The 23,659-nt window shown below is 73.7% G+C and carries 15 protein-coding genes; 11 read left to right on the top strand and 4 right to left on the bottom strand.

All coding sequences use genetic code 11. The annotated features are described in order from the left end of the window. Positions 1–27: 27 nt before the first annotated feature. The gene (locus tag OG689_RS38155) at positions 28–1,545 is read right to left on the bottom strand and encodes a DUF2252 domain-containing protein (RefSeq protein ID WP_266326160.1); all 1,518 of its coding nucleotides are present in this window, start codon (positions 1,543–1,545) and stop codon (positions 28–30) included. Between the two features lie 409 nt (positions 1,546–1,954). Here OG689_RS38155 and OG689_RS38150 point away from each other — a divergent pair, with 409 nt between their 5' ends. Both OG689_RS38150 and OG689_RS38145 read left to right on the top strand, forming a co-directional pair. Then, positions 1,955–2,866 carry a phosphatidylinositol-specific phospholipase C gene (locus OG689_RS38150; RefSeq protein WP_266326158.1) on the top strand — a complete coding sequence of 304 codons (912 nt, stop codon included), beginning with the start codon at positions 1,955–1,957 and terminating at the stop codon, positions 2,864–2,866. Between the two features lie 230 nt (positions 2,867–3,096). Then, positions 3,097–4,038: an NADP-dependent oxidoreductase gene (locus OG689_RS38145; RefSeq protein WP_266326156.1), complete on the top strand. Its 942-nt coding sequence runs from the start codon at positions 3,097–3,099 to the stop codon at positions 4,036–4,038. Between the two features lie 351 nt (positions 4,039–4,389). Here the strand turns inward: OG689_RS38145 and OG689_RS38140 are convergent, their stop codons facing one another. After that, positions 4,390–4,812 (bottom strand): hypothetical protein, encoded by a 423-nt coding sequence (locus OG689_RS38140; protein ID WP_266326154.1) that lies wholly within the window; start codon positions 4,810–4,812, stop codon positions 4,390–4,392. 713 nt (positions 4,813–5,525) lie between these two features. Here OG689_RS38140 and OG689_RS38135 point away from each other — a divergent pair. Next, positions 5,526–6,023 (top strand): hypothetical protein, encoded by a 498-nt coding sequence (locus tag OG689_RS38135; RefSeq protein WP_266326152.1) that lies wholly within the window; start codon positions 5,526–5,528, stop codon positions 6,021–6,023. Positions 6,024–6,112: 89 nt separating this feature from the next. Here OG689_RS38135 and OG689_RS38130 read toward each other — a convergent pair whose 3' ends face one another. Beyond that, positions 6,113–6,634: a histidine kinase gene (locus tag OG689_RS38130; RefSeq protein ID WP_266326150.1), complete on the bottom strand. Its 522-nt coding sequence runs from the start codon at positions 6,632–6,634 to the stop codon at positions 6,113–6,115. A gap of 295 nt (positions 6,635–6,929) precedes the next feature. On the opposite strand from OG689_RS38130, the gene OG689_RS38125 reads away from it, so the two are divergent. The 8 genes from OG689_RS38125 to OG689_RS38090 all read left to right on the top strand — a co-directional run bounded on the left by OG689_RS38125 (position 6,930) and on the right by OG689_RS38090 (position 21,863). After that, complete coding sequence (locus tag OG689_RS38125) at positions 6,930–8,696, top strand: ABC transporter ATP-binding protein (protein ID WP_266326148.1); 1,767 nt, start codon at positions 6,930–6,932, stop codon at positions 8,694–8,696. 435 nt (positions 8,697–9,131) lie between these two features. After that, on the top strand, positions 9,132–10,961 hold the full coding sequence (locus OG689_RS38120) for a cellulase family glycosylhydrolase (protein ID WP_266326146.1): 1,830 nt from the start codon (positions 9,132–9,134) through the stop codon (positions 10,959–10,961). Between the two features lie 124 nt (positions 10,962–11,085). Then, complete coding sequence (locus OG689_RS38115) at positions 11,086–13,605, top strand: glycoside hydrolase family 9 protein (protein WP_266326144.1); 2,520 nt, start codon at positions 11,086–11,088, stop codon at positions 13,603–13,605. A gap of 239 nt (positions 13,606–13,844) precedes the next feature. After that, positions 13,845–15,257 carry an endo-1,4-beta-xylanase gene (locus OG689_RS38110; RefSeq protein ID WP_266327735.1) on the top strand — a complete coding sequence of 471 codons (1,413 nt, stop codon included), beginning with the start codon at positions 13,845–13,847 and terminating at the stop codon, positions 15,255–15,257. Positions 15,258–15,640: 383 nt separating this feature from the next. Then, on the top strand, positions 15,641–17,731 hold the full coding sequence (locus OG689_RS38105; protein ID WP_266327733.1) for a discoidin domain-containing protein: 2,091 nt from the start codon (positions 15,641–15,643) through the stop codon (positions 17,729–17,731). A 323-nt stretch (positions 17,732–18,054) separates the two neighbouring features. Continuing rightward, a complete protein-coding gene (locus OG689_RS38100) occupies positions 18,055–19,110 on the top strand; it encodes a phosphatidylinositol-specific phospholipase C domain-containing protein (protein ID WP_266326143.1) in 1,056 nt (351 codons plus the stop codon). A 200-nt stretch (positions 19,111–19,310) separates the two neighbouring features. Then, positions 19,311–20,123: a VOC family protein gene (locus tag OG689_RS38095; protein WP_266326141.1), complete on the top strand. Its 813-nt coding sequence runs from the start codon at positions 19,311–19,313 to the stop codon at positions 20,121–20,123. A 522-nt stretch (positions 20,124–20,645) separates the two neighbouring features. After that, entirely contained in the window at positions 20,646–21,863 is a 1,218-nt protein-coding gene (locus OG689_RS38090) for a carbohydrate-binding protein (protein WP_266327731.1), read from the top strand. 128 nt (positions 21,864–21,991) lie between these two features. On the opposite strand, the gene OG689_RS38085 is transcribed toward OG689_RS38090, so the two are convergent. Next, entirely contained in the window at positions 21,992–23,593 is a 1,602-nt protein-coding gene (locus tag OG689_RS38085) for an FAD-dependent monooxygenase (RefSeq protein ID WP_266326139.1), read from the bottom strand. Positions 23,594–23,659 lie beyond the last annotated feature (66 nt).

The raw sequence follows: 23,659 nt of genomic DNA, 5'->3' as shown, positions 1-23,659 counted from the left end.
CGGGGCGCTCCGCCGCCGGGCGGCCCGTCAGTCCTGCGCGGGCTCCCGCTCCGCGACCACCCGTCCGGAGGCCACCGCGTCGACCAGCGCCTGGAAGTCACGCTCGTTCTGGTCGGCGTACGCCTCGGCGAAGCCCACCAGCGCGCGGTCGAAGGAGTCGCCGCCGCCGAGGTAGGCGCCGATCGCGATCGGGTCCCCCGAGCGGGCGTGCGCCCGGGCCAGGGTCGCGCCGCACAGCTCGCCGAAGGCTCCCAGCCCCCGCGGCGACATCAGCTCGGGCTTCGCGATGCCCTTCCAGTCGCGCAGCTGGCGGATGTAGAAGTCGCGCTGGCGCCCGTCGATGCCCTTGGTCCGCTCCCAGCCGAGGAAGATGTCGCTGGTGGCCTGCATCAGCCGCTGGCCGGCGACCGCACGCTCGCCCTGATTGTCGTACTCGCTGGCACCCACGTAGGGGGCGAGGACGGACGTCCCGGCCTCCTTGGCCTGCAGGAACAGCGGATCCTCGTCGTCCCGGCCGAGCAACAGGATGATCCAGCAGCGGGTGCCGACACTCCCGACGCCGACCACCTTGCGGGCGACGCTGACCACCTGGTACTGGCTGAGCAGGTACCGCCGGTCGGAGGGCAGGGTGCGGGCGTAGCTCTCGACCAGCTGGCCGAACTGGTCCTCCAGGGCGGTGTGTTCCGAGTCCGGCATGATGTCGCGCAGCGGTACCAGCAGCGGCGGGTCGGCCGCGATCCGGCGCCGGCCGTCGACCAGTTCGGTGAGCCGGTCGTAGGCCTGCAGGCTGTCCCGGGAGTGGGCCTTCTCCACGGCCTTCTCCAGGTTCTTGCGCCCGGCCTTCTCCAGCCGCCCCGCGGCCACCTCGCGCAGGCGCTCCACGTCGGCCTGGGCGTACCAGACGTCGATCCGACGCATCCCGCCGAACTCGCGCATCCGCTGACGGTACGAGCCGACGGCGGCGCGCACGATGCCCGCCCGCTCCTCGTCGGTGAAACCGTTGGCCCGGCCGGCGATCACCAGGCTGGTCGACAGCCGCTTGACGTCCCACTCCCAGGGTCCCGGCAGGGTCTCGTCGAAGTCGTTGATGTCGAAGAGCAGATGGCGCTCCGGCGAGGCCATCAGCCGGAAGTTCAACAGGTGCGCGTCACCGCACAGCTGGGTGCGCAGGCCGGAGTCCGGGCTCCCGGCCAGGTCGGCCGCCATGATCGCGGCGGCGCCCCGGTAGAAGCGGAACGGGGACTCGGTCATCCGGCCGTAGCGGATCGGGATGAGCTCGGCCAGCCGCTCGGCCGACTGCTGCTCCAGGAGGTCCACCGGGTCCGCGCGGCCCGCCGGAGGATCGAACCAGCCGTGGCCCGACCTGGGCGAGGTCGTCCGGGCGGCCTTGCCCCGGGCAGCCCGCTCCTGGGGCGTGTGGCTCCGATCGAAGGTGAGCCCCGCGGGTGCCGCGTTCTCGGCGGGTGCCGCCTCCTTGGCAGGTGCGGCCTTCCTGCCGGGAGCCGCCTTCTTGCCGGCGGGGGCCTTGGCCCGTGCATCTGTCATGAGAGGTCCTCCTCACGCGGCGCGAACGGCGGGAGAGGGCGGCTGCCCCGGCCCGTCGCCGCGTCCAGGTCCCGGAACGGCCGCTTGGTGCACGGCGCGTCCGGTCCGCCTGTCCGACCCGGCGGCTGCTCCGATCATCGCCGGTCACGGCGGCCTCGGCATCCTCTGCCGCCGCGCCACGCCGGGCGGGCGTACCGCCCCGACCCGACCTACCCGCGGGTAGCACCCCGCCGGCGCGGACCGGGCCAGGGCGGGCGGTTCGCCCCGGCCGCAGCCGCGCAGCGCATCCGCCGGGTTCACCGCCCGGCACCGCGCTTCACGCTCCGTCCTCCTGCACGGGTCTATCCGGACGACCCACCCCACCGATAATGTCCATGCCACAAACCGCCATCACCGGAGGTAGGCGCCCGTGAGTCCGACCGACAGCACGATGACCAGGCGCGTCTTCACGCGCGGAGCACTCGCCACCGGCACGGCGGGGCTGCTGGCGGGCCTCGGCCCGGGCACCGCCGCGGCCGCCGCCTCCGCGCTGCCCGGCGGCGCGGACTGGATGGGCGCCCTCGACGGGCGGACCCCGCTGTCGCGAATCACCGTCCCCGGCACGCACGACACCTGCTCCCTCCACGGCGGCGCCCTCACCGAGACCCAGACGCTCCCCCTGGCCGCCCAGCTGACCGCGGGCGTACGGTTCCTGGACATCCGCTGCCGGGCCGTCGACGGCGTCCTCGCGATCCACCACGGCCCGGTGTTCCAGCAGATCTTCTTCGGCGACGTGCTCAACGCCTGTCAGGCCTTCCTCCGCGCGCACCCGCAGGAGACCCTGCTGATGCGGGTCAGGCAGGAGTACTCGACGGTCTCCGACGCCGAGTTCGGGGCGATCTTCGCCGGTTACCAGGACCGCTGGCCGGGACTCCTCCGGACGGAGGACGGCATCCCCCGGCTCGGCGAGGTCCGCGGCCGGGTGGTGCTGCTCGCCGACCACCGCGCCCTGCCGGGGATCCGCTGGGGCGGCCCGCTGACGGACATCGAGGACGACTACCAGATCGGCACCATCTTCGAGCTCAATTCCCGTAAATGGCCCGAGGTCTCCGCCCACCTGGACGCCGCCCGGGCCGCCACCGACCCGCAGCGGCTCTTCCTCACCTTCACGTCGAGCTCCGGCTGGGGGCTGTGGCCGCACACGGCCGCCGACGCGATCAACCCCCGGGTGGCCGGCTACGTCGCGGCCGCCGGCCGCCCGGCGGTGCTCGGCACCGTCCCGATGGACTTCGTGACCGAGCCGGACGTCCGGCGGCTGTACGCGCTGAACTTCGCGGGCTGATCCCGGCGCCCTCGGCGGCGGGGAATCGAGCGCCAGGGGCCCACGGCCGTCCGGCGGGGAGTCGACCACAGGGGGGCCACGGCCGTCCGGCGGGGCGCGGCCCCGTGCCCCATTCGGCGGCGCGCTCCGCTCCCCGCCGGGTCCCGGCCCGGTCGGCGGCATAGAAAGGTACGGGCGACAGGCCGGTGGCGGCCGCCCGGCCCTTCCCCCGCACCCGTCAGGAGCCCCCCATGAAGGCCCTCGTCTCGACCGAGTACCAGCCGCTCGACCGGATCTCCCTGGCCGACCGGCCGAAACCCGCCGCCGGCCCCGGCCAGGTCCTGGTCAAGGTCTCCGCGGCGGCGCTCAACCCGCTCGACCTCGCGCTGATCACCGGCGCGATGAAGGAGTTCTACCCGGTCGACCACCCGCATGTGGTGGGGATGGACGTGGCCGGCACGGTGGCCGAGGTCGGCCCCGAGGCCCCCGGCTACGCGCCCGGGGACCAGGTGCTCGCCTTCGTCGGCTCCGGCGGCACGGTGGCCGAGTACACCGTGGCGACGGTCGGCCCGAAGCTCGCCCGGCGGCCCGCCGGCCTGGACGCCGAGCACGCGGCGGCGATCCCCGAGTCCGGCATGACCGCCGTCTGCCTGCTCCGGGCGGTCGGCCTGGGCGCGGACGAGAGCGTGCTGGTGATCGGCGCCACCGGCGGCATCGGCCTGTACGCCGTCCAGCTCGCCACCGCCCTCGGGGCCCGGGTGATCGCCACCGCCGGCCCGGACGACGCCGGGTACATCCGGGAACTCGGCGCCACCGACACGGTCGACCACCACGCCGGGGACGTGGTGGAGCAGACCCTGCGGCTGCTGCCCGGCGGTGTCGACGTGGTGCTGGACCTGATCAACCGGGGCGACGGCCTGGCCGCCACCGCGAAGGCCGCCCGGCCCGGCGGGCGGCTGGTCTCCCCGCTGTTCGGGCCGGCCGAGCTGGAGCGCGAGGTGACGCCGGTCTACATCGGCTCCTTCGACCCGGCGCCCGGCGACCTGGAGGACCTGGCCCACCGCGCGGCGGACGGCCGGCTGCGGGTCGAGCTGGGCGCCCGCTACCCCTTCGACCAGGCTGCCCGCGCGGTGGCCGACTTCGCCGGGAAGCACACCCGCGGCAAGATCGTCGTCACCGTCGACGCATCCTGACCGGCCCCGGCGTCCCGCCGGAGCGGGCCGCCGGCGGCGCGGCGGCGGAGCGGCGGCGCCGGTCACCGGCCGCGGTCCGGACCGTACCGGGGCGCGGGCCGGTCCTCGGGCGTCATCGGCAGCGGCTCCAGGAGGACCGGGAGCCTCGCCGAGTGGCTCCACCGCTACCTGATCGGTGAGGACATGTTCGGCCCGGACAGCTCGGCCGACCACCGCGGAGAACCTCTTCCTGGCCCGGCTGCCCGACGGCGAGGGGTACCGGATCTGCGCGGTGGAGCACGACGGCGCCTGGTACGAGCACCGGATGGGGATCGGCCCCGGGTGTCCGCGGCGATCCCCGGCCTCGGCCGGTCAGCTCTCGATGAACTGGAAGTCGCTCCTGATCCGGCCGTCCTCGTCCAGCAGCAGGAACTCCAGCCCGACCCCGCCCACCTCGCCCGTCCCCGTGTCCACCGCCTCCCAGTGGAACTTGACCACGTCGTGCAGCCGCTCGGCGTCGGCACGGGCCCGGAACAGCAGGCCGCCGGGCGCCACGAACTCCTCGTGCGCCCGGCGGACCCTCGCCTCCAGCGCCCGGTGCCCCCGGGCCTCCAGCACCGGGTCGGCGAAGCCCAGCTCGACGGCCGACCTGCGCATCTCCTGCGGCGGCTGCAGCACGTGCACGCCGTCCGGCCGCCACAACTCCTCGACCCCGGTGCGGCGGGCCTCGGCGTCCGGCTCGTTCCACAGGGCGGCGTAGCGGTCGGCAAGCACCTGCGGGTCGGTCTTCGGCATCGTTGTTCCCCTGACTTCCGGACTTCCGCCGACGGTCCTGCCAGCGGTCACCCAGACTCTCGCCCGCCGCCGTGCGGTCGGACAATTCCCTTCCGGGAATGGGCCGTCGGCGCGCCGGGCCACCGGCCGGCGGACGTGCAGCAGCCCCGGACCTGGGGGGGTAGGTCCGGGGCTGCGCTGCGGGCGGCCCGCCCGGGGGGAGTGTACGAGCCGTCCCGACAGGACGTCTGACCCGGATTCCCGGGAGCAAACCTGGCCAGCCGGAACTTTTTCACAGACCTGCCGAGGCCTTCCCGATCAGGGCGGCAGCCCGGTCAGGCCGGGATCCGCCGTCGCGCCGCGTGCCGGGCCCCGCCGCGGCTATGTCGCCGGAACGCCGACGGGCGGGCCCGTCGATGGCCGCGGCCGGACCCGGCCAGGACGACGGCGAGCAGCAGGGGGGCGGTCAGCAGGAACAGGGTCACCATCGGGACGCCTCTCGTACGCGGGGCCTGGTGGCACCAGCGTGTCCAGGCGCAACCTGCGGAAATCCCGTTCAGGGCCGTTCGGCCCTCATGATCACCCGCAGGGCTGAGTCGTACACCTACGGTCGGCCCCACCGGCGCGCGCCGAGGCCCTTGAAGCCCCCAATCGTGACCCTGGGGGAGCAGCCGGATCCGGAGGGTGTTCAATGGGCAGGCCCGTCAGGGCACGAGCGGAGAGGACACCCCGGGATGGGACGCAAGAAGATCGGCAAGCCGCGCCGGGAGCGGGCCGCGGCCGAGTACTCGCTGCGGGAGCTCCGGCCGCCCGGCTACGACGAGTGGATCACGGTCGCGCCCGGGATGAGTCCGGACAAGGCCGCCGCCGACCCCCTGATCACCCCGGGCGCCGTCGGCATGATGCGGCGTCTGGCCAGGCTCCGCCCGCTGTACGGGCCGCAGGTGCCGGTGCAGGCGCTCTGGCTGGACCTGGCGGTGGACGAGGGCGAACTGCGGCTGCGCCGGCCCGGCGGCACCGACAGCCTGCCGGTGGCGGAGCTGGCCGGCCGGCTCGGGGCACCCGACGGATCGGCCGAGGACGTCCGGACCGGCCTGCACGAGCTGCACGCCCGCGGTGTGGTACTGGTCGAGCCGGACGAGGAGCGGACCGTCCTGCGGGTGGTGACGGGCCGGCCCGTCCGCCCGGGCGGGCGGTGGCTGTTCGAGGAGGAAGCGAGCCCGGCCCGCTGACCCGGCGGCCGACGGCCGGTCGAGCCGGCGCGGTCCGGCGGCGGGTCGAGCCGGCGCGGTCCCGCGGCGGGTCGAGCCGGCGGCAGGAGTCAGCCCTCGGCCTCCTCCTGCTCCTTGCGCACCTCGTCCTCCGCCGTCTGCTGGGCGGCCCGGACCTCCGCCTCCACCGCCTCGGCGGGGCGGCGGACCAGGCGCCCGCCGTGGCGCTCGGAGATCGCGTCGACCGGGTCGGGCGACTCCTCCCGCAGGTCCAGGATCAGCATCGACTCGCCCTCGGCGAGCCCGCTGCTGAAGACGGTCAGGCCCTCGGCCGCGTCCTGGAAGCGCTTGAACTCGGTCGCGCCGCCGAGCACGGTGCCGGCCGTCCAGCCGAGGAAGAACCCGACCGGGCCGCCCAACAGGCCGACCAGGCCGCCCAGCAGCCCGCTCACCACGGTCGGCGTGCCGGCGCCGTGCACCCAGCTCTCCGGCACGTCGAGAATGCCCTCGGCCGAACGCTCCAGCACCGCCGCCTGGCGCACCCCGTGCAGCTCCCTGACCTCGTCGTAGGCGGCCCGGACGGCCGCCGGGTCGTCGAAGGTGACGAACAGCATGCTGTGCGATTCCGGCATCGGAAGGACCTCTCGTCGTGTCCGGCGGGTACAGGCTGCACGTTAGACCGCCGAACGGGCGCACGGTGGGAGCGGCGGTGCCGGGCGGGCCCGGTGTCACCGGGCCCGCAGGCCGGCCGGAGGCGGACGTCGGGTGCGCCGCGGACCGTCCGGGTGCGGCCGCGGAGCACGGCCGGCAGCAAGTCGGCAGCGCCCCGGCGGCGCCGAAATGCGGTGTCGCGACGGGTGCCCGCGCTGCGAGGATGGGGCCCCCTCAGGTCCCTCTCCGCACCGACCTCCGCCCCAGGAGACGTTCATGGCGTTGCCGGAAGGCCCGCTCAGCCACCGCTACCGTGGCGAACACCCCGTCCGTACCCTGCTCTACCTGTTCCATCCCGACCGGCGGCGGGTGCTGCTCGCCGTGCTCGCCTACTTCGCCAAGCACACGCCGGTCTGGCTGCTCCCGCTGATCACCGCGAACATCATCGACGTGGTGGTTGAGCACCAGCCGATCCCGGTGCTCTGGTGGAACGCCGCCGTCCTGCTGGTGATCCTGCTGCTCAACCTGCCGCTGCACCTGCTCTACGTGCGCTGGATGCACGGCAGCATCCGCCGTACCGGCACCCGGCTGCGGTCGGCGCTCTGCCACCGGATGCAGCAGCTCTCGATCGGCTACCACTCGCGGGTGAGCGCGGGGGTGCTCCAGGCCAAGGTGGTCCGGGACGTCGAGGGCATCGAGAACGCCACCCAGCAGACCGCCGACATGGGGCTGGGCGCCATCGCCACGCTGACCGGCGGCGTGGTGGTGCTCGCCGTGCAGGCCCCGGTGTTCCTGCCGGTGTTCCTGGTCGTGGTGCCGGCCTCGGCCCTGCTGGTGGTCCGGCTGCGCGAGCGGCTGCGCTCCGACAACGAGTCGTTCCGGGTCCAGGTCGAGCAACTCTCCTCCCGGATCAACGAGATGACGACGCTGATCCCGATAACCCGGGCCCACGGGCTGGAGCGGACCGCGCTGCGCCGGGTCGACCGGACGCTCGGCTCGGTGCTCAGCGCCGGGCTGCGGCTGGACCTGCTGAACGGCCGCTTCGGCGCGCTCACCTGGATCCTGCTGAACGCCATCGGGGTGAGCTGCCTGGCCGGGTCCGCGCTGGTCGCGTACTACGGCTGGATGAACGTCAGCGCGGGCCAGGTGGTCATGCTCAGCGCCTACTTCTCCACCCTGACCGGCTCGGTGACCAGCCTGATGAGCCTGACCCCGGTGATCGGCAAGGGGCTGGCGTCCGTCCGCTCGGCCGGCGAGGTGCTGCAGGCGCCGGACCTGGAGGTCAACTCCGGCAAGGCCGAGGTCGAGCAGGTCCGCGGCCGGGTGGACTTCCGCGGGGTCGGCTACCGGTACGAGAGCGCGGACCGGCCCTCGATCAGCGGGTTCGACCTGACCGTGCGCCCCGGCGAGACCATCGCCCTGGTGGGCGGCTCGGGCGCCGGCAAGTCGACGGTGCTCAACCTGGTGATCGGCTTCCTGCGCCCCACCGAGGGCCGGATCCTGCTGGACGGCCAGGACATGGAGTCGCTCGACCTGCGCAGCTACCGCAAGTTCCTCTCGGTGGTGCCGCAGGAGTCGATCCTCTTCGAGGGCACCGTCCGGGAGAACGTCACGTACGGGATGCCGGCGGTGACCGAGGAGAGCGTCCGCACCGCGCTGCGGGACGCCAACGCGCTGGAGTTCATCGACCGGCTGCCGCAGGGTCTGGACACCGTGGTGGGTGAGCGTGGCGCGCGGCTCTCCGGCGGGCAGAAGCAGCGGCTGGCGATCGCCCGCGCGCTCATCCGCGACCCCCGGGTGCTGGTGCTGGACGAGGCCACCTCGGCGCTGGACTCCCGTTCGGAGGCGCTGGTGCAGCAGGCGTTGGGCCGGCTGGTGCGGGGTCGGACGGTGTTCGTGGTCGCGCACCGGCTGTCGACCATCAAGGGCGCGGACCGGATCGTGGTGCTGGACGAGGGCCGGATCGCCGAGATCGGCTCGCACGCCGAACTGCTGCGCAGCGGTGGGGCGTACGCGGGTCTGCAGGCGGCCCAGCTGGCCTGATCGGGGCAGGCCGGCCGGGTCGGCGACGGCTGTGAGGGCGGGGGCGGTCCGTGGTCCGGGCCGCCCCCGCTCCGCGCGTCCGGGGCCGGTGGTCGGCTCGGCGACGGCCGACGGCCGCGTGGTCCGGCCCACGGTCCGTCAGCCGGTGGACGGGGTGGCCGGGTTGCCACCGGCGGGCCCGGCGGCCGTGTCCGGCACTTGCGTTCAAGCATTGAATGCTGAACTCGCTCTTGACGCCCCGACCGTCCATGGATTCACTGGACCCCGCCCACTCGGCGTGCCCGCCTTCGCCACCGGGCTCCATCCCCCCACCTCCGGCAGGAACCGAAGGCGTCCTCCGACGTCAGCTATGGGAGCGCTCCCACCTCAGCCCCACCCACGTTCGCCGCGCACCCTCCGCACCCCCTGCCGGACCGTCCCAGAGAGGACAGCGACGTGCTCCACCCCGTACGCCGCCTGCGCGAGGCCCTGCTGGCCGTCGCCCTCGCGTCAACCGCGCTCATCGCCACCGTCCCGGCCGCACAGGCCGCCGGCGCCGCGACCCCGGCCGCCGCAGCGGCCGCCACCACGGCCGATGCCACTGCGGCCGGCTCCGGCTACTGGCACACCAGCGGCCGCCAACTGCTCGACGAGAGCAACCGCCCGGTCCGCATCGCCGGCATCAACTGGTTCGGCTTCGAGACCGCCAACTACGTTCCGCACGGGCTCTGGTCCCGGGACTACAAGAGCATGATCGACCAGATGAAGTCGCTCGGCTACAACACCATCCGGCTGCCCTACAGCGACGACATCTTCAAGGGCACCTCGCCCGTCAGCGTCAACACCTCGGGTGGCATGAACGCGGACCTTCAGGGCCTGAACTCACTCCAGGTCATGGACAAGATCGTCGACTACGCGGGGACCACCGGCCTCAAGGTCATCCTGGACCGCCACCGCCCGGACTCCGCCGGCCAGTCCGCGCTCTGGTACACCGCCGCCGTCCCCGAGACCACCTGGATCAGCGACCTGACCGCCCTCGCCACCCGGTACGCGGGCAAGCCCGCCATGATCGGCATCGACCTGCACAACGAGCCGCACGACCCGGCCTGCTGGGGCTGCGGCGACACCACGATCGACTGGCGGCTCGCCGCCGAACGCGCCGGCAACGCGGTGCTGGCCGCCAACCCCAAGGTGCTGGTCTTCGTCGAGGGCAACCAGTCCTTCAACGGCAGCTCGTACTGGTGGGGCGGCAACCTCCAGGGCGCCGGCCAGTACCCCGTCCGGCTGAACGTGCCCAACCGGCTGGTCTACTCGGTGCACGACTACGCGACCAGCGTGGCCCAGCAGACCTGGTTCTCCGACCCGTCCTTCCCCGCCAACATGCCGGGCATCTGGGACAAGAACTGGGGCTACCTGTTCAACCAGAACATCGCCCCCGTCTGGGTGGGCGAGTTCGGCACCACCCTGCAGGCCACCGTCGACCAGAAGTGGCTCAAGGCCTTGGTGCAGTACCTTCGGCCGACCGCGCAGTACGGGGCCGACAGCATCAGCTGGACGTTCTGGTCGTGGAACCCCAACTCCGGTGACACCGGCGGGATCCTGAACGACGACTGGACCACCGTCAACACCACCAAGGACGCCTACCTCGCCGACGTGAAGGCGCCCGGCTTCGGCGCGACCGGCGGTGGTGGCGGCGGGGACACCCAGGCGCCCGGCACCCCGGCCGGCCTGGCCGCGACCGGCACCACCGCCGCCACGGTCTCGCTGGCCTGGACGGCCGCCACCGACAACGTCGCCGTCACCGGCTACGACGTCTACCGCGGCGGAACCTTGGTGGGCAGCACCGCCGGCACCTCGTACACCGACACCGGCCTGGCCGCCGCCACGGCGTACTCGTACACCGTCCGGGCCCGGGACGCCGCCGGGAACGTGTCGGCGGCCTCCGCCGCCGTCAGCGCCACCACGGCCGGCAGCGGCAGCGGCGGCGCCGGGTGCACGGCCGGCTGGCACATCGACAACCAGTGGAGCACCGGCTTCACGGCGACCGTGACGGTGACCGCCACCGCGGCCACCAAGTCCTGGCAGGTCGGCTGGACCTGGCCGTCCGGCCAGCAGCTGAGCAGCGCCTGGAACGCCACCGTGCAGCAGACGGGCGCCACCGTCACCGCGGCCAGCCTGGCCTACAACGGGACGCTCCCGGTGGGTGGTTCGACCACCTTCGGGCTGCAGGGCACCTGGTCGGGCGGCAACACCGCGCCGGCGCTCAGCTGCACCGCCTCCTCCTGACCGTCGTACTCCGGGGGCGGGGGCACCACCCGCCCCGCCCCCGGGGCACGCCGCCCCGGGGCGGTGCCCCCGCCACCGCCCCCGCCCCCGCCCCCGCCCCCGCCCGACGAAAGGCTCCCCCACCGTGCCTCCCGTCACCACCCCCGCCCCCGCCCGGCGCGCCGGCGACCGGTCCGCCCCCGCACTGCTGGCCGCCGCCCTGTTCGCGGGCGCCGCCCTGACCTCCCCACCGGCCCTCGCGGCGGCCGCCCCGGCCCGCGCCACAGCCGCCGGCGCGCAGGCCGCGGACACCGGCCCGGCCGTCCGCGTCAACCAGCTGGGCTACCTGCCCGACGGGCCCAAACGCGCCACCGTGGTCAGCTCCGCGAGCACCCCGCTCGGCTGGCAGCTGCACGACGCCGGCGGGCGGGTCGTCGCCACCGGCAGCACCCTCGTGCACGGCGCCGACCCGGCCTCCGGCGACCCGACCCACCTGGTGGACTTCTCCGCGTACACCGGGACGGGCACCGGGTTCACCCTGGTGGTGAACGGGCAGACCGGCTATCCGTTCGACATCTCCGCCGGCCTCTACGACGGGCTGCGCGCGGACAGCCTCTCCTTCTTCTACCAGCAGCGCAGCGGCATCGCCGTCGACCCCGCGCTGGCCGGCGCCGGCTACGGCCGCCCGGCCGGCCACCTCGGGGTCGCGCCCAACCGGGGCGACGTCGCCGTGCCCTGCCGGGCGGGCGTCTGCGACTGGACCCAGGACGTCCGGGGCGGCTGGTACGACGCCGGCGACCAGGGCAAGTACGTGGTCAACGGCGGCATCGCCACCTGGCAGCTGGTCAACTCCTTCGAGCGGGCCGGGCGGGCGGGGGCGGACGCGGCGCTCGGCGACTCGACCCTGCGGGTACCCGAACGCGGCAACGCCGTGCCGGACGTGCTGGACGAGGCCCGCTGGGAGCTGGAGTTCCTGCTGCGGATGCAGATCCCGGACGGCAAACCGCTCGCCGGGATGGCCTTCCACAAGATCCACGACGCGAGCTGGACCGATCTGCCGACCAGGCCCGAGCTGGACGGCGAACAGCGCGAGCTGCACCGGCCGTCGACCGCCGCCACCCTCAACCTGGCCGCCACCGCCGCCCAGTGCGCCCGGGTGTACGCCCGCTACGACGCCGCCTTCGCCGCCGGATGCCTGGACGCCGGACGCCGCGCCTGGGCGGCCGCCCGGGCGAACCCCGCGATGCTCGCACCGGCCTCCGACACCACCGGCGGCGGCGCCTACGACGACGCGCAGGTCGGCGACGAGTTCTACTGGGCCGCCGCCGAGCTGTACGCGACCACCGGCGAGGCCCAGTACCGGGACGCGGTGACCGGCTCCGCGTTCCACACCGCCGAGGTGTTCGCGCCGGGCGGCTTCTCGTGGTCCGACACGGCGGCGCTCGGCCGGATCACCCTGGCCACCGTCCCGGGCGTCGGCCTGCCCGCCGCCGACCTGGCCCGGGTCCGCGCCTCCGTCACCTCGGCCGCCGACCGCCACCTCGCCACGATGGACGCCCAGGGCTACGCCGTGCCACTGCCTGTGGACGGGTACATCTGGGGCTCCGACAGCCAGGTCGCCAACAACGCCGTGGTGATGGCGGTCGCCCAGGAACTCACCGGCCAGGAGCGCTACCGGACCGGCGCCCTGGAGGCCCTCGACTACCTGCTCGGCCGCAACGCGCTCAACCAGTCCTACGTCACCGGCTACGGCGAGCACGCCTCGGCCAACCAGCACCACCGGTTCTGGGCCCACCAGAACGACGCCTCGCTCCCGCATCCGCCGGCCGGCTCCTTCGCCGGCGGCCCCAACTCCGGCATCCAGGACCCGGTCGCCCAGGCCCGGCTGGCGGGCTGCAAGCCGGCCACCTGCTACCTGGACGACATCGGCTCGTACTCCACCAACGAGGTCGCGATCAACTGGAACGCCCCGCTCGCCTGGCTGGCCGCCTACGCGGCCGAGCGGCACGGCCCGCCCGCGCAGCCCGCGCCGCGGATCCTGGTGAGCCCCGGCACGGTGAGCGTCCCGGAGGGCGGCAGCGTCCCGGTCCGGGTCCGGCTGTCGGCCGCGCCCACCGGGAACGTCGCCGTCACGGTGGCCCGCGCCTCCGGCGACCCGGACCTGACGGTCGTCACGGGATCGGCGCCGATCTTCACCCCGGCGAACTGGTCCACCGAGCAGACGGTGACCGTGGCCGCCGCCCAGGACGCCGACACGACCGGCGGCACGGCGGTCTTCACGCTGACCGGCCCCGGCGCCGGCAGTGCCGCCCTGACCGCCACCGAGGCCGACGACGACCGGCCGGCCACCGGCTCCTGCCGGGTCGCCTACCACGTGGACAGCACGTGGGCCGGCGGGTTCACCGCCACCGTGACCCTGACGAACACCGGTCCGACCGCCCTCCAGGGCTGGTCGCTCGGCTGGTCGTTCCCCGCGGACCAGCGCATCACCAACGCCTGGAACGCCGCTGTCACCCAGAGCGGGGCCGGCGTCACCGCCGAGCACCTCGGGTGGAACGGCGCCCTCGCGGCCGGCGGAACGGCGAGCTTCGGCTTCCAGGCCGACCGGACCGGCGCCGACAACGCTCCCGCGCGGTTCACCCTGAACGGCGCGGTCTGCGCCTGACCGAGCGAGCGGCCCGGCCTCGTACCGGCCTGCCCCGGTACGGGCCCGGCACCGCCCGCCGGTCCACGGCGTGCCCAAGGTACGGCCCTCCCCCACCCGAAAGGACCACCCCCGTGCGACACCCCACCCCCGGCGGCGAGCCGCCCACCCGCACCAACGTGCCCCCGGGCACCGGTGCCCCCGCCCGCACCGCACCGCCCGCCCGGGCCGGCGGCCCGCTGCGGCGAGCCGCCCTGGCCGTGACGGCCCTGGTCTGCACCGCGCTGGGCGCCGTCCTGCTCCCGGCGGCCGCCCAGGCCGCCGACCCGCCGCTGCGCGACCTGGCCGCCGCCAAGGGCGTCTACATCGGCAACGCGGTGGCCGGCGGAAAGCTCAGCGGCAACACCCAGTACGCCGCCCTGGCCGGCGGCCAGTTCAACTCGCTGACCCCCGAGAACGCCATGAAGTGGGGCTCCGTCGAACCCACCAGGGGCAGCTTCAACTGGGCCGAGGCCGACCAGATCGTCGCCTTCGCGCAGGCCCACAACCAGCAGGTCCGCGGCCACACCCTGGTCTGGCACAGCCAGAACCCGAGCTGGCTGACCAACGGCGGCTTCGGCGCGACCGAGCTGCGCGGCATCCTCCAGCAGCACATCGCCACCGAGGTCGGGCGCTACCAGGGCAAGATCTACGCCTGGGACGTCCTCAACGAGCTGTTCAACGAGGACGGCACCTACCGCTCCTCGCCCTGGTACGGCACACTCGGCGCCGGATTCGTCGCCGACTCCCTCACCTGGGCCCACCAGGCCGACCCGGCCGCCAAGTTGTACATCAACGACTACAACGTCGAGGGCTTGGGGACCAAGAGCGACGCCCTCTACAACCTGGTCCGCTCGCTCAAGGCGCAGGGCGCCCCGATCGACGGGGTAGGGTTCCAGGCGCACTTCGTGCTCGGGCAGGTCCCGTCCACCCTGCAGGCCAACCTCCAGCGTTTCGCCGATCTCGGCGTGGACGTCGCCGTCACCGAGCTGGACGTCCGGATGCAGACCCCCTCCACCCAGGCCAAGCTGGCCCAACAGGCAACCGACTACGGCACGGTGGTGAAGGCCTGCCTGGCAGTCACCCGCTGCAGGGGAATCACCGGCTGGGACGTCTCCGACGCGGACTCCTGGGTGCCTAGCGTGTTCTCCGGCTACGGCGCCGCCACCCTGTACGACGAGAACTACCAGCCCAAGCCGGCGGTCCGGACGGTCGCCACCGCCCTGGGCGGTACCCCGGGCGGCGGCACGGCGTCCCCGTCCCCCTCGGCCACCGCCACCCCGAGCCCGACTGCGACCCCGACCCCGACGGCCACCAGCACGCCGCCGCCCGGCGGCGCCGGCTGCTCCGCCGCCTACACGGTGCCCAACCAGTGGAACACCGGCTTCAGCGGCAGCGTCACCGTCAGCTGCCCGGCGGGGGCCTCGCTGAGCAACTGGCACCTGGACTGGAACTTCACCGCCGGCCAGCAGCTCACCCAGGCGTGGAGCGCCGTCTGCACCCAGACCGGTACCCATGTCAGCTGCGCCAACGCGGCCTGGAACGGGGCGGTCGGCCCGGGCGGTTCGGTCACCCTGGGCTTCAACGGCACCTGGAGCGGCAGCAATCCGCCCCCGGTGGTGACCCTGAGCTGACCTGAGTGCGGTACAGGGGGTGGCGGCGCGCCGGTGCCGTCACCCCCTTCGGCATGCCCGCGCACAGCCCGCCCGGTGGGTTCCGGCGGAGCACCGCCGTGTTCCAGAATTAACGTCAGAACCCATACAAAAGCGACCTATTGCATCGCTCCGCGTGCACATGCCTTGACACGTCGGAAACGACGCCGCAATCATCACCCCTGTCGGAGAGCGTTCTCCCCACCCTCCCCCGCCCGGCCGTACGAACTCTCCAGCGATCCGCAGCGCCAACCCCACCCATTCGGAACCGCTTCCCCCCAGGAGGTTTCGTGCCCACCCTTCCTTTCGACTTCCGAACGCGGTACGGCCCGGCCCACGCCCGGCGCTCCGTCACCCTGTTGCTGGTGGTCGCCCTGCTCGCCGGCCTCGTGCTGGCCGTGACCGGGAGCCCCGCGCGGGCCGCGGGCACCCTGCTGTCCCAGGGCAAGCCGGTGACCGCCTCCTCGGTGGAGAACGCCGGCACCCCCGCCTCGGCCGCCGTGGACGGCAACACCGGCACCCGGTGGTCCAGTTCGGCCAGTGACCCGCAGTGGATCCAGGTCGACCTCGGCTCGACCGTGACGATCGGCCAGGTCGTGCTCAACTGGGAGGCCGCCTACGCCAAGGCCTACCAGATCCAGACCTCCGCCGACGGCACCACCTGGACCACGATCCACGCCACCACCACCGGCGCCGGCGGCACCGAGACCCTGAACGTCACCGGCAGCGGCCGCTACGTCCGGGTGAACGCCACCCAGCGGGCCACCCAGTACGGCTACTCGCTCTGGGAGTTCCAGGTCTACGGCAGCGGCAGCGGCACCGGCGGCGGGTGCAGCACCAACAACGCGGCCCTGAACCACACCGCCAGCGCCTCCACCGCCGAGAACGCCGGCACCCCGGCGAGCGCCGCCTTCGACGGCAACACCGGTACCCGCTGGTCGAGTTCGGCCATCGACCCGCAGTGGATCCAGGTCGACCTGGGCTCCGTCCAGTCGGTCTGCGGTGTCCAGCTGAGCTGGGAGGCCGCCTTCGCCAAGGCCTACCAGATCCAGATCTCCTCCGACGGCAACACCTGGACCACCGTCTACTCCACCACCACCGGCCCCGGCGCCACCGAGCTGATCACGCTCTCCGGCACCGGCCGCTTCGTCCGGATGTACGGCACCCAGCGGGCCACCCAGTACGGCTACTCGCTCTGGGAGTTCCAGGTGTTCACCGGCACGCCGGCCGACAACGGCCCGGTGCTGCTGTCCTACGCCAAGCCCGCCACCGCCTCCACCTTCCAGGACGACGGCAACTGCTCCGGCTGCACGCCGGCCAAGGCCTTCGACGCCAACGCCGCCACCCGCTGGGCCACCAACGCCACCACCGGCTGGAGCGACCCGGCCTGGATCGCCGTCGACCTGGGGGCGAGCGCCACCGTCAGCAAGGTCGTCCTGCAGTGGGATCCGGCCTTCGCCAAGGCCTACCAGATCCAGACCTCCGCCGACGGGGCCAACTGGACCACGATCTACTCCACCACCACCGGCGCCGGCTTCAAGGAGACGCTGAACGTCTCGGGCACCGGTCGCTACGTCCGGATGTACGGCACCGCGCGGGGCACCGCGTACGGCTACTCGCTCTGGGGCTTCGACGTGTACGGCACCGGCGGCAACCCGACCGCCCCGCCGGCCACCCCGCCGAACCCGGGCAACCCCCAGAAGCTGGTCTGGAGCGACGAGTTCAACGCCGCCGCCGGCACCGGGCCGGACCAGTCCAAGTGGACCAGCGACGCCGGCGCGGGCGTCAACAACGAGCTGGAGTACTACACCACCGGCAACAAGAACACGTACCAGGACGGCACCGGCAACATGGTGATCGAGGCGCGCAAGGAGGTCACTCCCGGCTCCGCCTGCCCGCGCGACCCGCTGAGCGGCAGCACCACCTGCCAGTACACCTCCGGCCGGATCAACACCTCGGACCACCTGAACTTCACCTACGGCCACGTCGAGTCGCGGATCAAGGTGACCGGCACCCAGGGACTGTGGCCGGCATTCTGGCTGCTCGGGTCCGACTTCAAGACCGGTACGCCGTGGCCCAACTGCGGTGAGATCGACATCATGGAGCACGTCGGCAAGGTCGCGGACAGCGTCTACTCCACGCTGCACGCCCCCGCCTACTTCGGCGCGGCCGGCTACGGCTCGCCGTACACGCTGCCGGGCACCGACTTCGCCTCGGCCTTCCACACCTACGCCCTGGACTGGGACTCCAGCCACATGACCTTCTCGGTCGACGGCAACGCCTTCTTCACCGTCAACCGCAGCACTCTGGAGCAGACCCGGGGTCCGTGGGTCTACGACCACCCCTTCTACATCATCCTCAACAACGCGGTCGGCGGTGACTGGCCCGGTTCGCCGGACGCCTCGACCGTGTTCCCGCAGAAGATGCTGGTCGACTACGTCCGGGTCTCCCAGTGACCGCAAGGTAGTTCCTCGCCCGACCACCGGCCGGGCCACCCCGACGCACATCGCGCCGGGGTGGCCCGGCCGCCTGCGTGCGGGCGACGGGCGGTCGCGGGTGACGCCGGGCGCCTGCGTGCGGGCGACGGGCGGTCGCCCCTCCGGTCGCCCCGCCCTCGTGAACCCCCTCCGCCACAGGGGACGTTCGTCCGGGCCACGCTCTCCCACCGCCGGTCAGAACTTCCGACGCGGTGTCAGGAGAATTCCTTGTCATGTCACCTCGAATCCGCTCGGATGGACCAGGCTTTCGCCGCCGTCCCGGCATCTGACGAGGAGACACCGTGTCCGTACGCCCCATCATCGCCGCCGCCGCCCTCTTCCTGGCCGCCTCCGCGGTCGCCGTCGCCGTCGCCGTACCCGCCGAGGCGGCCGGCCCGGGGGACCTCCCGTTCGGCTCCGCGACCACGGTCGGGCTGCACAACACCTACGACCCGGCCGCCTTCCCCTTCCTCGCCCAGGCCCTGGACACCGGTACCGGCATGATCGAGCTCGACGCGTGGACGGACACCGTCACCAAGGAGTGGAAGGTCAGCCACTCGAACCCGCTCGGCAACGCCAACAACTGCGTCAGCGCGACCACCCCCGCGCAGCTCTACACCGGCGGCGCCAACAAGAACCTGGAGACCTGCCTGGACGACGTCCGGGTCTGGCTCGGCGCCCACCCGGCGGCCGGCCCGCTGGTGGTCAAGCTGGAGCTGAAGGGCGGCTTCGCCGCCAACCGCGGGATGGGCCCGGCGCAGCTCGACGCCCTGATCGCCGCCCACCTCGGCAGCGCCGTCCTGCGCCCCGCGGACCTGCTCGCCAAGCCCGCCGGCGGCTCGTACGCCACCCTCGACGAGGCCGCCCGTGCGGGCAACTGGCCGAGCCGCGCCTCGCTCGCCGGGCGCGTCCTGGTGGACGTGATACCCGGCACGGTCGAGGAGCAGAACCCCTTCGACACCCTGCACACGGACGTGGAGTACGCCCGCTACCTGCGCGACCTCGCCGCGGCCGGCCAGCTCGCGCGCGCCCAGGTGTTCCCGGTGGTGCACGGCGCCCGCTCCGGCGACCCGCGCGACCAGTACTCCGAGGCCTCGATCCGCCCCTGGTTCGTGGTCTTCGACGGCGACGCGGCCGCGTACGTCTCCGGTGTCGACACCGGCTGGTACGACGCCCGGCACTACCTGCTGGTGATGACCGACGCGCAGAACGTCGCCCCGGCGATCAGCGCCACCGACCCGACCGCCGACCAGGCCCGCGCTCGCGCCTCCCAGCTGGCCGCCGCGCACGCCAGCATCGTCTCCAGCGACTGGCGCCACCTGCCCGAGGTGCAGTCGGTGGTCCTCCCCCGGGGCTGAGGCACCGGGCGCCCGGCGGTCCGGCACGCAGCTTCCCGCGCCCACCGGGCCGCCGGGTGCGGCACGGCCGCCCCCGGTCGAGGACGGGTGTCCCCCGTCCGTCACCTGCGGCAGCCGTCCCCCGACTGCCGCAGGTGACGGGCGGGTGCCGGTGCCGGCTGCCAATCTGGCTGGGCAAGGGACACCCGAAGGGAATCATCATGATCACCACTGACTTCGTTCCCGGCTCCCCGTGCTGGCTGGACCTCGGCGCCCCGGACGTCAAGGCCACGGCCGGCTTCTACAGCGCGGTCTTCGGCTGGGAATTCGAGTCCTACGGCGAGGAGGCGCAGGGGTACGGCGCCCTCAAGCTCGGCGGCCGTACCGTCGGCGCGATCGGCAAGCTCACCGAGGAGGGCGCCCGCTCGGCCTGGATGGTCTACTTCCGCGTCGCGGACGCCGACGCCACCACCCGGGCCGTCACCGAGGCCGGCGGCGCGGTACGCGGGAAGCCGTTCGACGTCCCCGACGGGGGCCGGATCGCCCAGCTCACCGACCCGCAGGGCGGGCAGTTCGCGATCTGGCAGCCGGGCGGCGACGAACCGGCCCTGGAATTGGTGGACGCGGCCGGCAGCCTCAGCTGGATCGAGCTCTACACCACCGACTCCAAGGCCGCCCAGGCCTTCTACGGCGGCGTCTTCGGCTGGACGTACCAGGACCAGCCGCTCCCCGGCGGCGACGAGGGTGTGTACACCCTGATCACCCCGGCCGGGCTGCCGCCGGAGCGGATGCACGGCGGCCTGATGGAGCTCCCGCCGCAGTTCCTGCAGGCCACCGGTGGAAAGGCCTACTGGCATCCGGTGTTCGGCACGGCGGACTGCGACGCCTCGGTCGCCAAGGTGACCGGTAACGGCGGCAGCGTCCAGATGGGCCCGCAGGACGCGGAGGGGGTCGGCCGGCTCGCCGTCTGCCTCGACCCGAACGGAGCGGACTTCGTGCTGCTCAACCCCTCGGAGCCGCTCGGCCAGGCCTGACGGCTGCCGGCTTCCGACGGCCGGGCCTCGACCGGACCTCGGCGGAAGGGGCGCACCACGCACTTGCTGCGCGGCGCGCCCCTTCCGGCTGTCTCCGACCGGCCGACGGCGGGGTGCCGGGCCGCCTGACAAACCGGCCGACGGGCCGACCGACGGACGGACGGCCGCTCGTGCGGCGACGAACAGCCGTCCGGCGGCGGCGGGCGACGACCGGAGAGCGGTGTCCGCGCGCCCTCGCCCGCGGGTCAACGGTTGGTCAAATCATCGGCCGCGGGCGTTCCGCAGGCGTTCAGGCCTTGACCTGTCAACTGGTCTAGTCCAACTTAGGGGCAGGCCGATCCGCCCGCTGCCCGGCGCCCAAGTCCCCTCCGGCGTACGGGTCACGGCCCCCCACACCCTGGGCGGGCGGCCTCCCCCACAGCCTGCCCTGAGAGGTTCACCATGGAACGAAGCCGGCCCCCGGTGGCATCCGCACCTCCCGTACCCGGCCGCCACCGTCGGCGCCGCCGCGCCGTGACGGCCATGGCCGCCTTCGGCCTGCTGGCCGGTGGCCTGACCGCGCTGGCCACCGGCGGCGACGCGCTCGCCTCCGCCAGCGCCAGCACCGCACTCAGCAGCAACTGGTACGCCTCCGCGCCGTACCTGATGCCGGAGGACAACAGCCCGCCGGACGTCGCGGCCGTGATGGACGCCACCGGCCAGAAGGCGTTCCAGCTGGCCTTCATCCTCGACTCCGGCGGCTGCAAGCCCGCCTGGGGCGGCACCTCCTCGATCGACACCGACACCACCATGCCGGCCGTGATCCAGAAGATCCGCGACAAGGGCGGCGACGTCTCGGTCTCGATCGGCGGCTACGGCGGCAACAAGCTGGGCCAGAGCTGCGGCACCCCCGAGGCGACCGCCGCCGGCTACCAGAAGGTGATCACCAAGTACGCGCTGAAGGCCATCGACTTCGACCTGGAGGAGCCGGAGTACGAGAACACCGCGGCGATCCACAACGAGATCGGCGCGGCCCGGATCCTCCAGCAGAACAACCCCGGCCTGTACGTCTCGATCACCACGGCCGGCACCAACGCCGGCACCGGCTGGTTCGGGCAGCAGATGCTCAACGAGGCGAAGTCGCAGGGCTTCACGCCCAACAACTTCTCCATCATGCCGTTCGACGGCGGGTTCAACGGCGCCGCCGCGCAGACCGACGCGCTGGTGAAGTTCAACGGCCTGCTGCGCACCACCTTCGGCTGGAGCGAGTCCGTCGCCTACGCCCACGAGGGTGTCTCGCTGATGAACGGCCGCACCGACGCCGCCGAGTACTTCAAGCAGGCCGACTTCCAGACCGTGCTGGACTTCGCCACCTCGCACGGGCTGGCGCGCTACACGTACTGGTCCGTCAACCGCGACCGCCAGTGCTCCGGCACCGTCGACCCGGGCCTGTCCGGAGCCTGCTCCAGCGTGGCCCAGGCCGACTGGGACTTCACCAAGTACACGGTGAAGTTCGCCGGCGCCACCCCGCCCACCAGCACCCCGAGCGCCAGCCCCACGGCCACCGCCTCGCCGACCGTCTCCCCGACCAACCCCGGCGGGGTCTGCACGGCCCCGCCGTGGAACGCGGGCACCACCTACACCAACGGCAACCAGGTCTCGTACGCCGGCCACAACTACCACGCCAAGTGGTGGACGCTGAACGAGGTCCCGACCGCCAGCGGCCAGTGGGGCGTCTGGGGCGACGACGGCCCCTGCTGACCCCTCGGCCGGGCCCCTGACCCGGGCCGGGCCACCCGATCCGCTGTCCCCGGCCGTGCTGCCGCACCGCCGGGGACAGCACCCACGCGCGTCCGGAGCCCGGCCGGGCGGTCCCAGGTCGGGCCTGCTCAGGCCGGGCGCGTTCGGTCCGCGGCGGGCGCACCGAACCAGGCCGCCAGCGCCGAGCCGAGCCCTTCGACGACCTGCCCGTCCGGCTCGCCGACCGCCGCGGCCCAGGCCACGTAGCCGTCCGGGCGGATCAGCAGGGCGGCGGCCGGCGGCCGGGCGCAGCCGGCCGCGACCACGTCGATCCGGTCCTTCCAGGGCGCCGCGGTGGCCGCCGGCAGCCCGGTTCCGCCGGTCAGGTCCAGCAGCAACGGCCGCCCACCACGCATGAGTTCGGCCGGCCGGGTGGACCCGGAGGCGGTTTCCAGGTCGGTGTCCGGGACGAACCGACCGGCCAACGGGTGCGCGGACGTCATGGCGTAGCGGACGTCGCTGCCCGCGAGCGTGTCCGCGATGTGCTGGACGTTGTCCTTGTTCCGCAGCAGTTCGGCGAACAGCCCGCGCAGCGCGGTGACGCCCTCGCCCGGTGCCATCAGGGCGAGTTGGGCCTGCGAGTGGACGAACACCCGCTCGCCGACCGGGTGGCGTTCGGCATGGTAGGTGTCCAGCAGGCCGGGCGGCGCCCAGCCCTGGACGGTGGCGGCGAGCTTCCAGCCGAGGTTGGCGGCGTCCTGCAGTCCGAGGTTGAGGCCGGGCCCGCCGACCGCCGAGTGCACGTGTGCGGCGTCGCCGGCCAGCAGTACCCGTCCGTGCCGGTAGCGTTCGGCGAGCCGGGTGTTCCCGCCCGTCACGCGGCGCAGCAGGTGCGGACCGGGCGAAGTCGGCGGTTCGACGGGCAGTTCGACGCCGAGCACCCGGCCGGCGCTGGCGCGCAGCTCCGTCAGCGTCATCGGACCGTCCTCGCCGGCCGGCGGCGGCCCCCACTCCAGCGTGCTGAGCAGCGGCTTGCCGGGTTCGGGTGCCGCGAAGACGATCACCCCCCGTTCGGTGCGGGTGTGGGTGAACGGCCGCAGCCGGCCGAAGCCGGGGATGTCGAGTTCGCCCGTCCCCGCCACCAGCAGCGACCCGGGCAGGCTGATGTGCCCCGTCCTGGACACCAGGTCCGGGCCGGTGACGCCGGGGAAGGCGATCCCGGCCAGCTTGCGGACGGTGCTCCGGCCGCCGTCGCAGCCGACCAGGTAGCGGGTGCGCAGGCGGTAGCCACCGTCGGGGCCCTCGACGTCGACGGTGACCGGGCCCGACTCGCCCCCGGCCGGGTCGCCGTCGCCGTGCTCCTGCTCGGTCAGGGCGACCACCCGGTGTCCGCGCCGGATCTCGACGCCGAGGGCCAGCGCACGCTCCTCCAACTGCGCTTCCAGGAGCCGCTGTTGCACCGGCAGGATGGTGACGGGGTTGGGGTCGAGCCCGCCCAGGTCCAGCGTGAAGGCCCCGAAGACGTAGTGCGGTACGGGCCTGGGCGCGCCGGGGCCGCCACCGAGACCTTCGTAGAGGCCGCGGTGGTCGAGCAGCCGGACGGCCTGTCCGACCAGTCCGTTGGCCTTGGGCTCCCCACTGCGCTCCGGCAGCTGCTCCAGGACCACGGGGCGGACGCCGGCCAGGCCGAGTTCGCAGGCCAGCATCAGCCCGTTGGGGCCGGCGCCGGCGATCAAGACGTCGAATGTCATCGGTCTTCTCCTCCGGAGGATCTGTCGGGGGGCCGGCGTTCGGCCCCTCGGTGGGGACATGGCGCC

The organism is Kitasatospora sp. NBC_00240, assembly GCF_026342405.1.
Classification (GTDB): Bacteria; Actinomycetota; Actinomycetes; order Streptomycetales; family Streptomycetaceae; genus Kitasatospora.
This window is presented reverse-complemented; position numbering and strand designations above follow the sequence as displayed.

Bases quoted from the DNA above. Each gene is read 5' to 3' on its own strand.
- OG689_RS38155 (WP_266326160.1), bottom strand. From the start codon at position 1,545: ATGACAGATGCACGGGCCAAGGCCCCCGCCGGCAAGAAGGCGGCTCCC.
- OG689_RS38145 (WP_266326156.1), top strand. From the start codon at position 3,097: ATGAAGGCCCTCGTCTCGACCGAGTACCAGCCGCTCGACCGGATCTCC.
- OG689_RS38140 (WP_266326154.1), bottom strand. From the start codon at position 4,812: ATGCCGAAGACCGACCCGCAGGTGCTTGCCGACCGCTACGCCGCCCTG.
- OG689_RS38135 (WP_266326152.1), top strand. From the start codon at position 5,526: ATGGGACGCAAGAAGATCGGCAAGCCGCGCCGGGAGCGGGCCGCGGCC.
- OG689_RS38130 (WP_266326150.1), bottom strand. From the start codon at position 6,634: ATGCCGGAATCGCACAGCATGCTGTTCGTCACCTTCGACGACCCGGCG.
- OG689_RS38125 (WP_266326148.1), top strand. From the start codon at position 6,930: ATGGCGTTGCCGGAAGGCCCGCTCAGCCACCGCTACCGTGGCGAACAC.
- OG689_RS38095 (WP_266326141.1), top strand. From the start codon at position 19,311: ATGATCACCACTGACTTCGTTCCCGGCTCCCCGTGCTGGCTGGACCTC.
- OG689_RS38090 (WP_266327731.1), top strand. From the start codon at position 20,646: ATGGCCGCCTTCGGCCTGCTGGCCGGTGGCCTGACCGCGCTGGCCACC.
- OG689_RS38085 (WP_266326139.1), bottom strand. From the start codon at position 23,593: ATGACATTCGACGTCTTGATCGCCGGCGCCGGCCCCAACGGGCTGATG.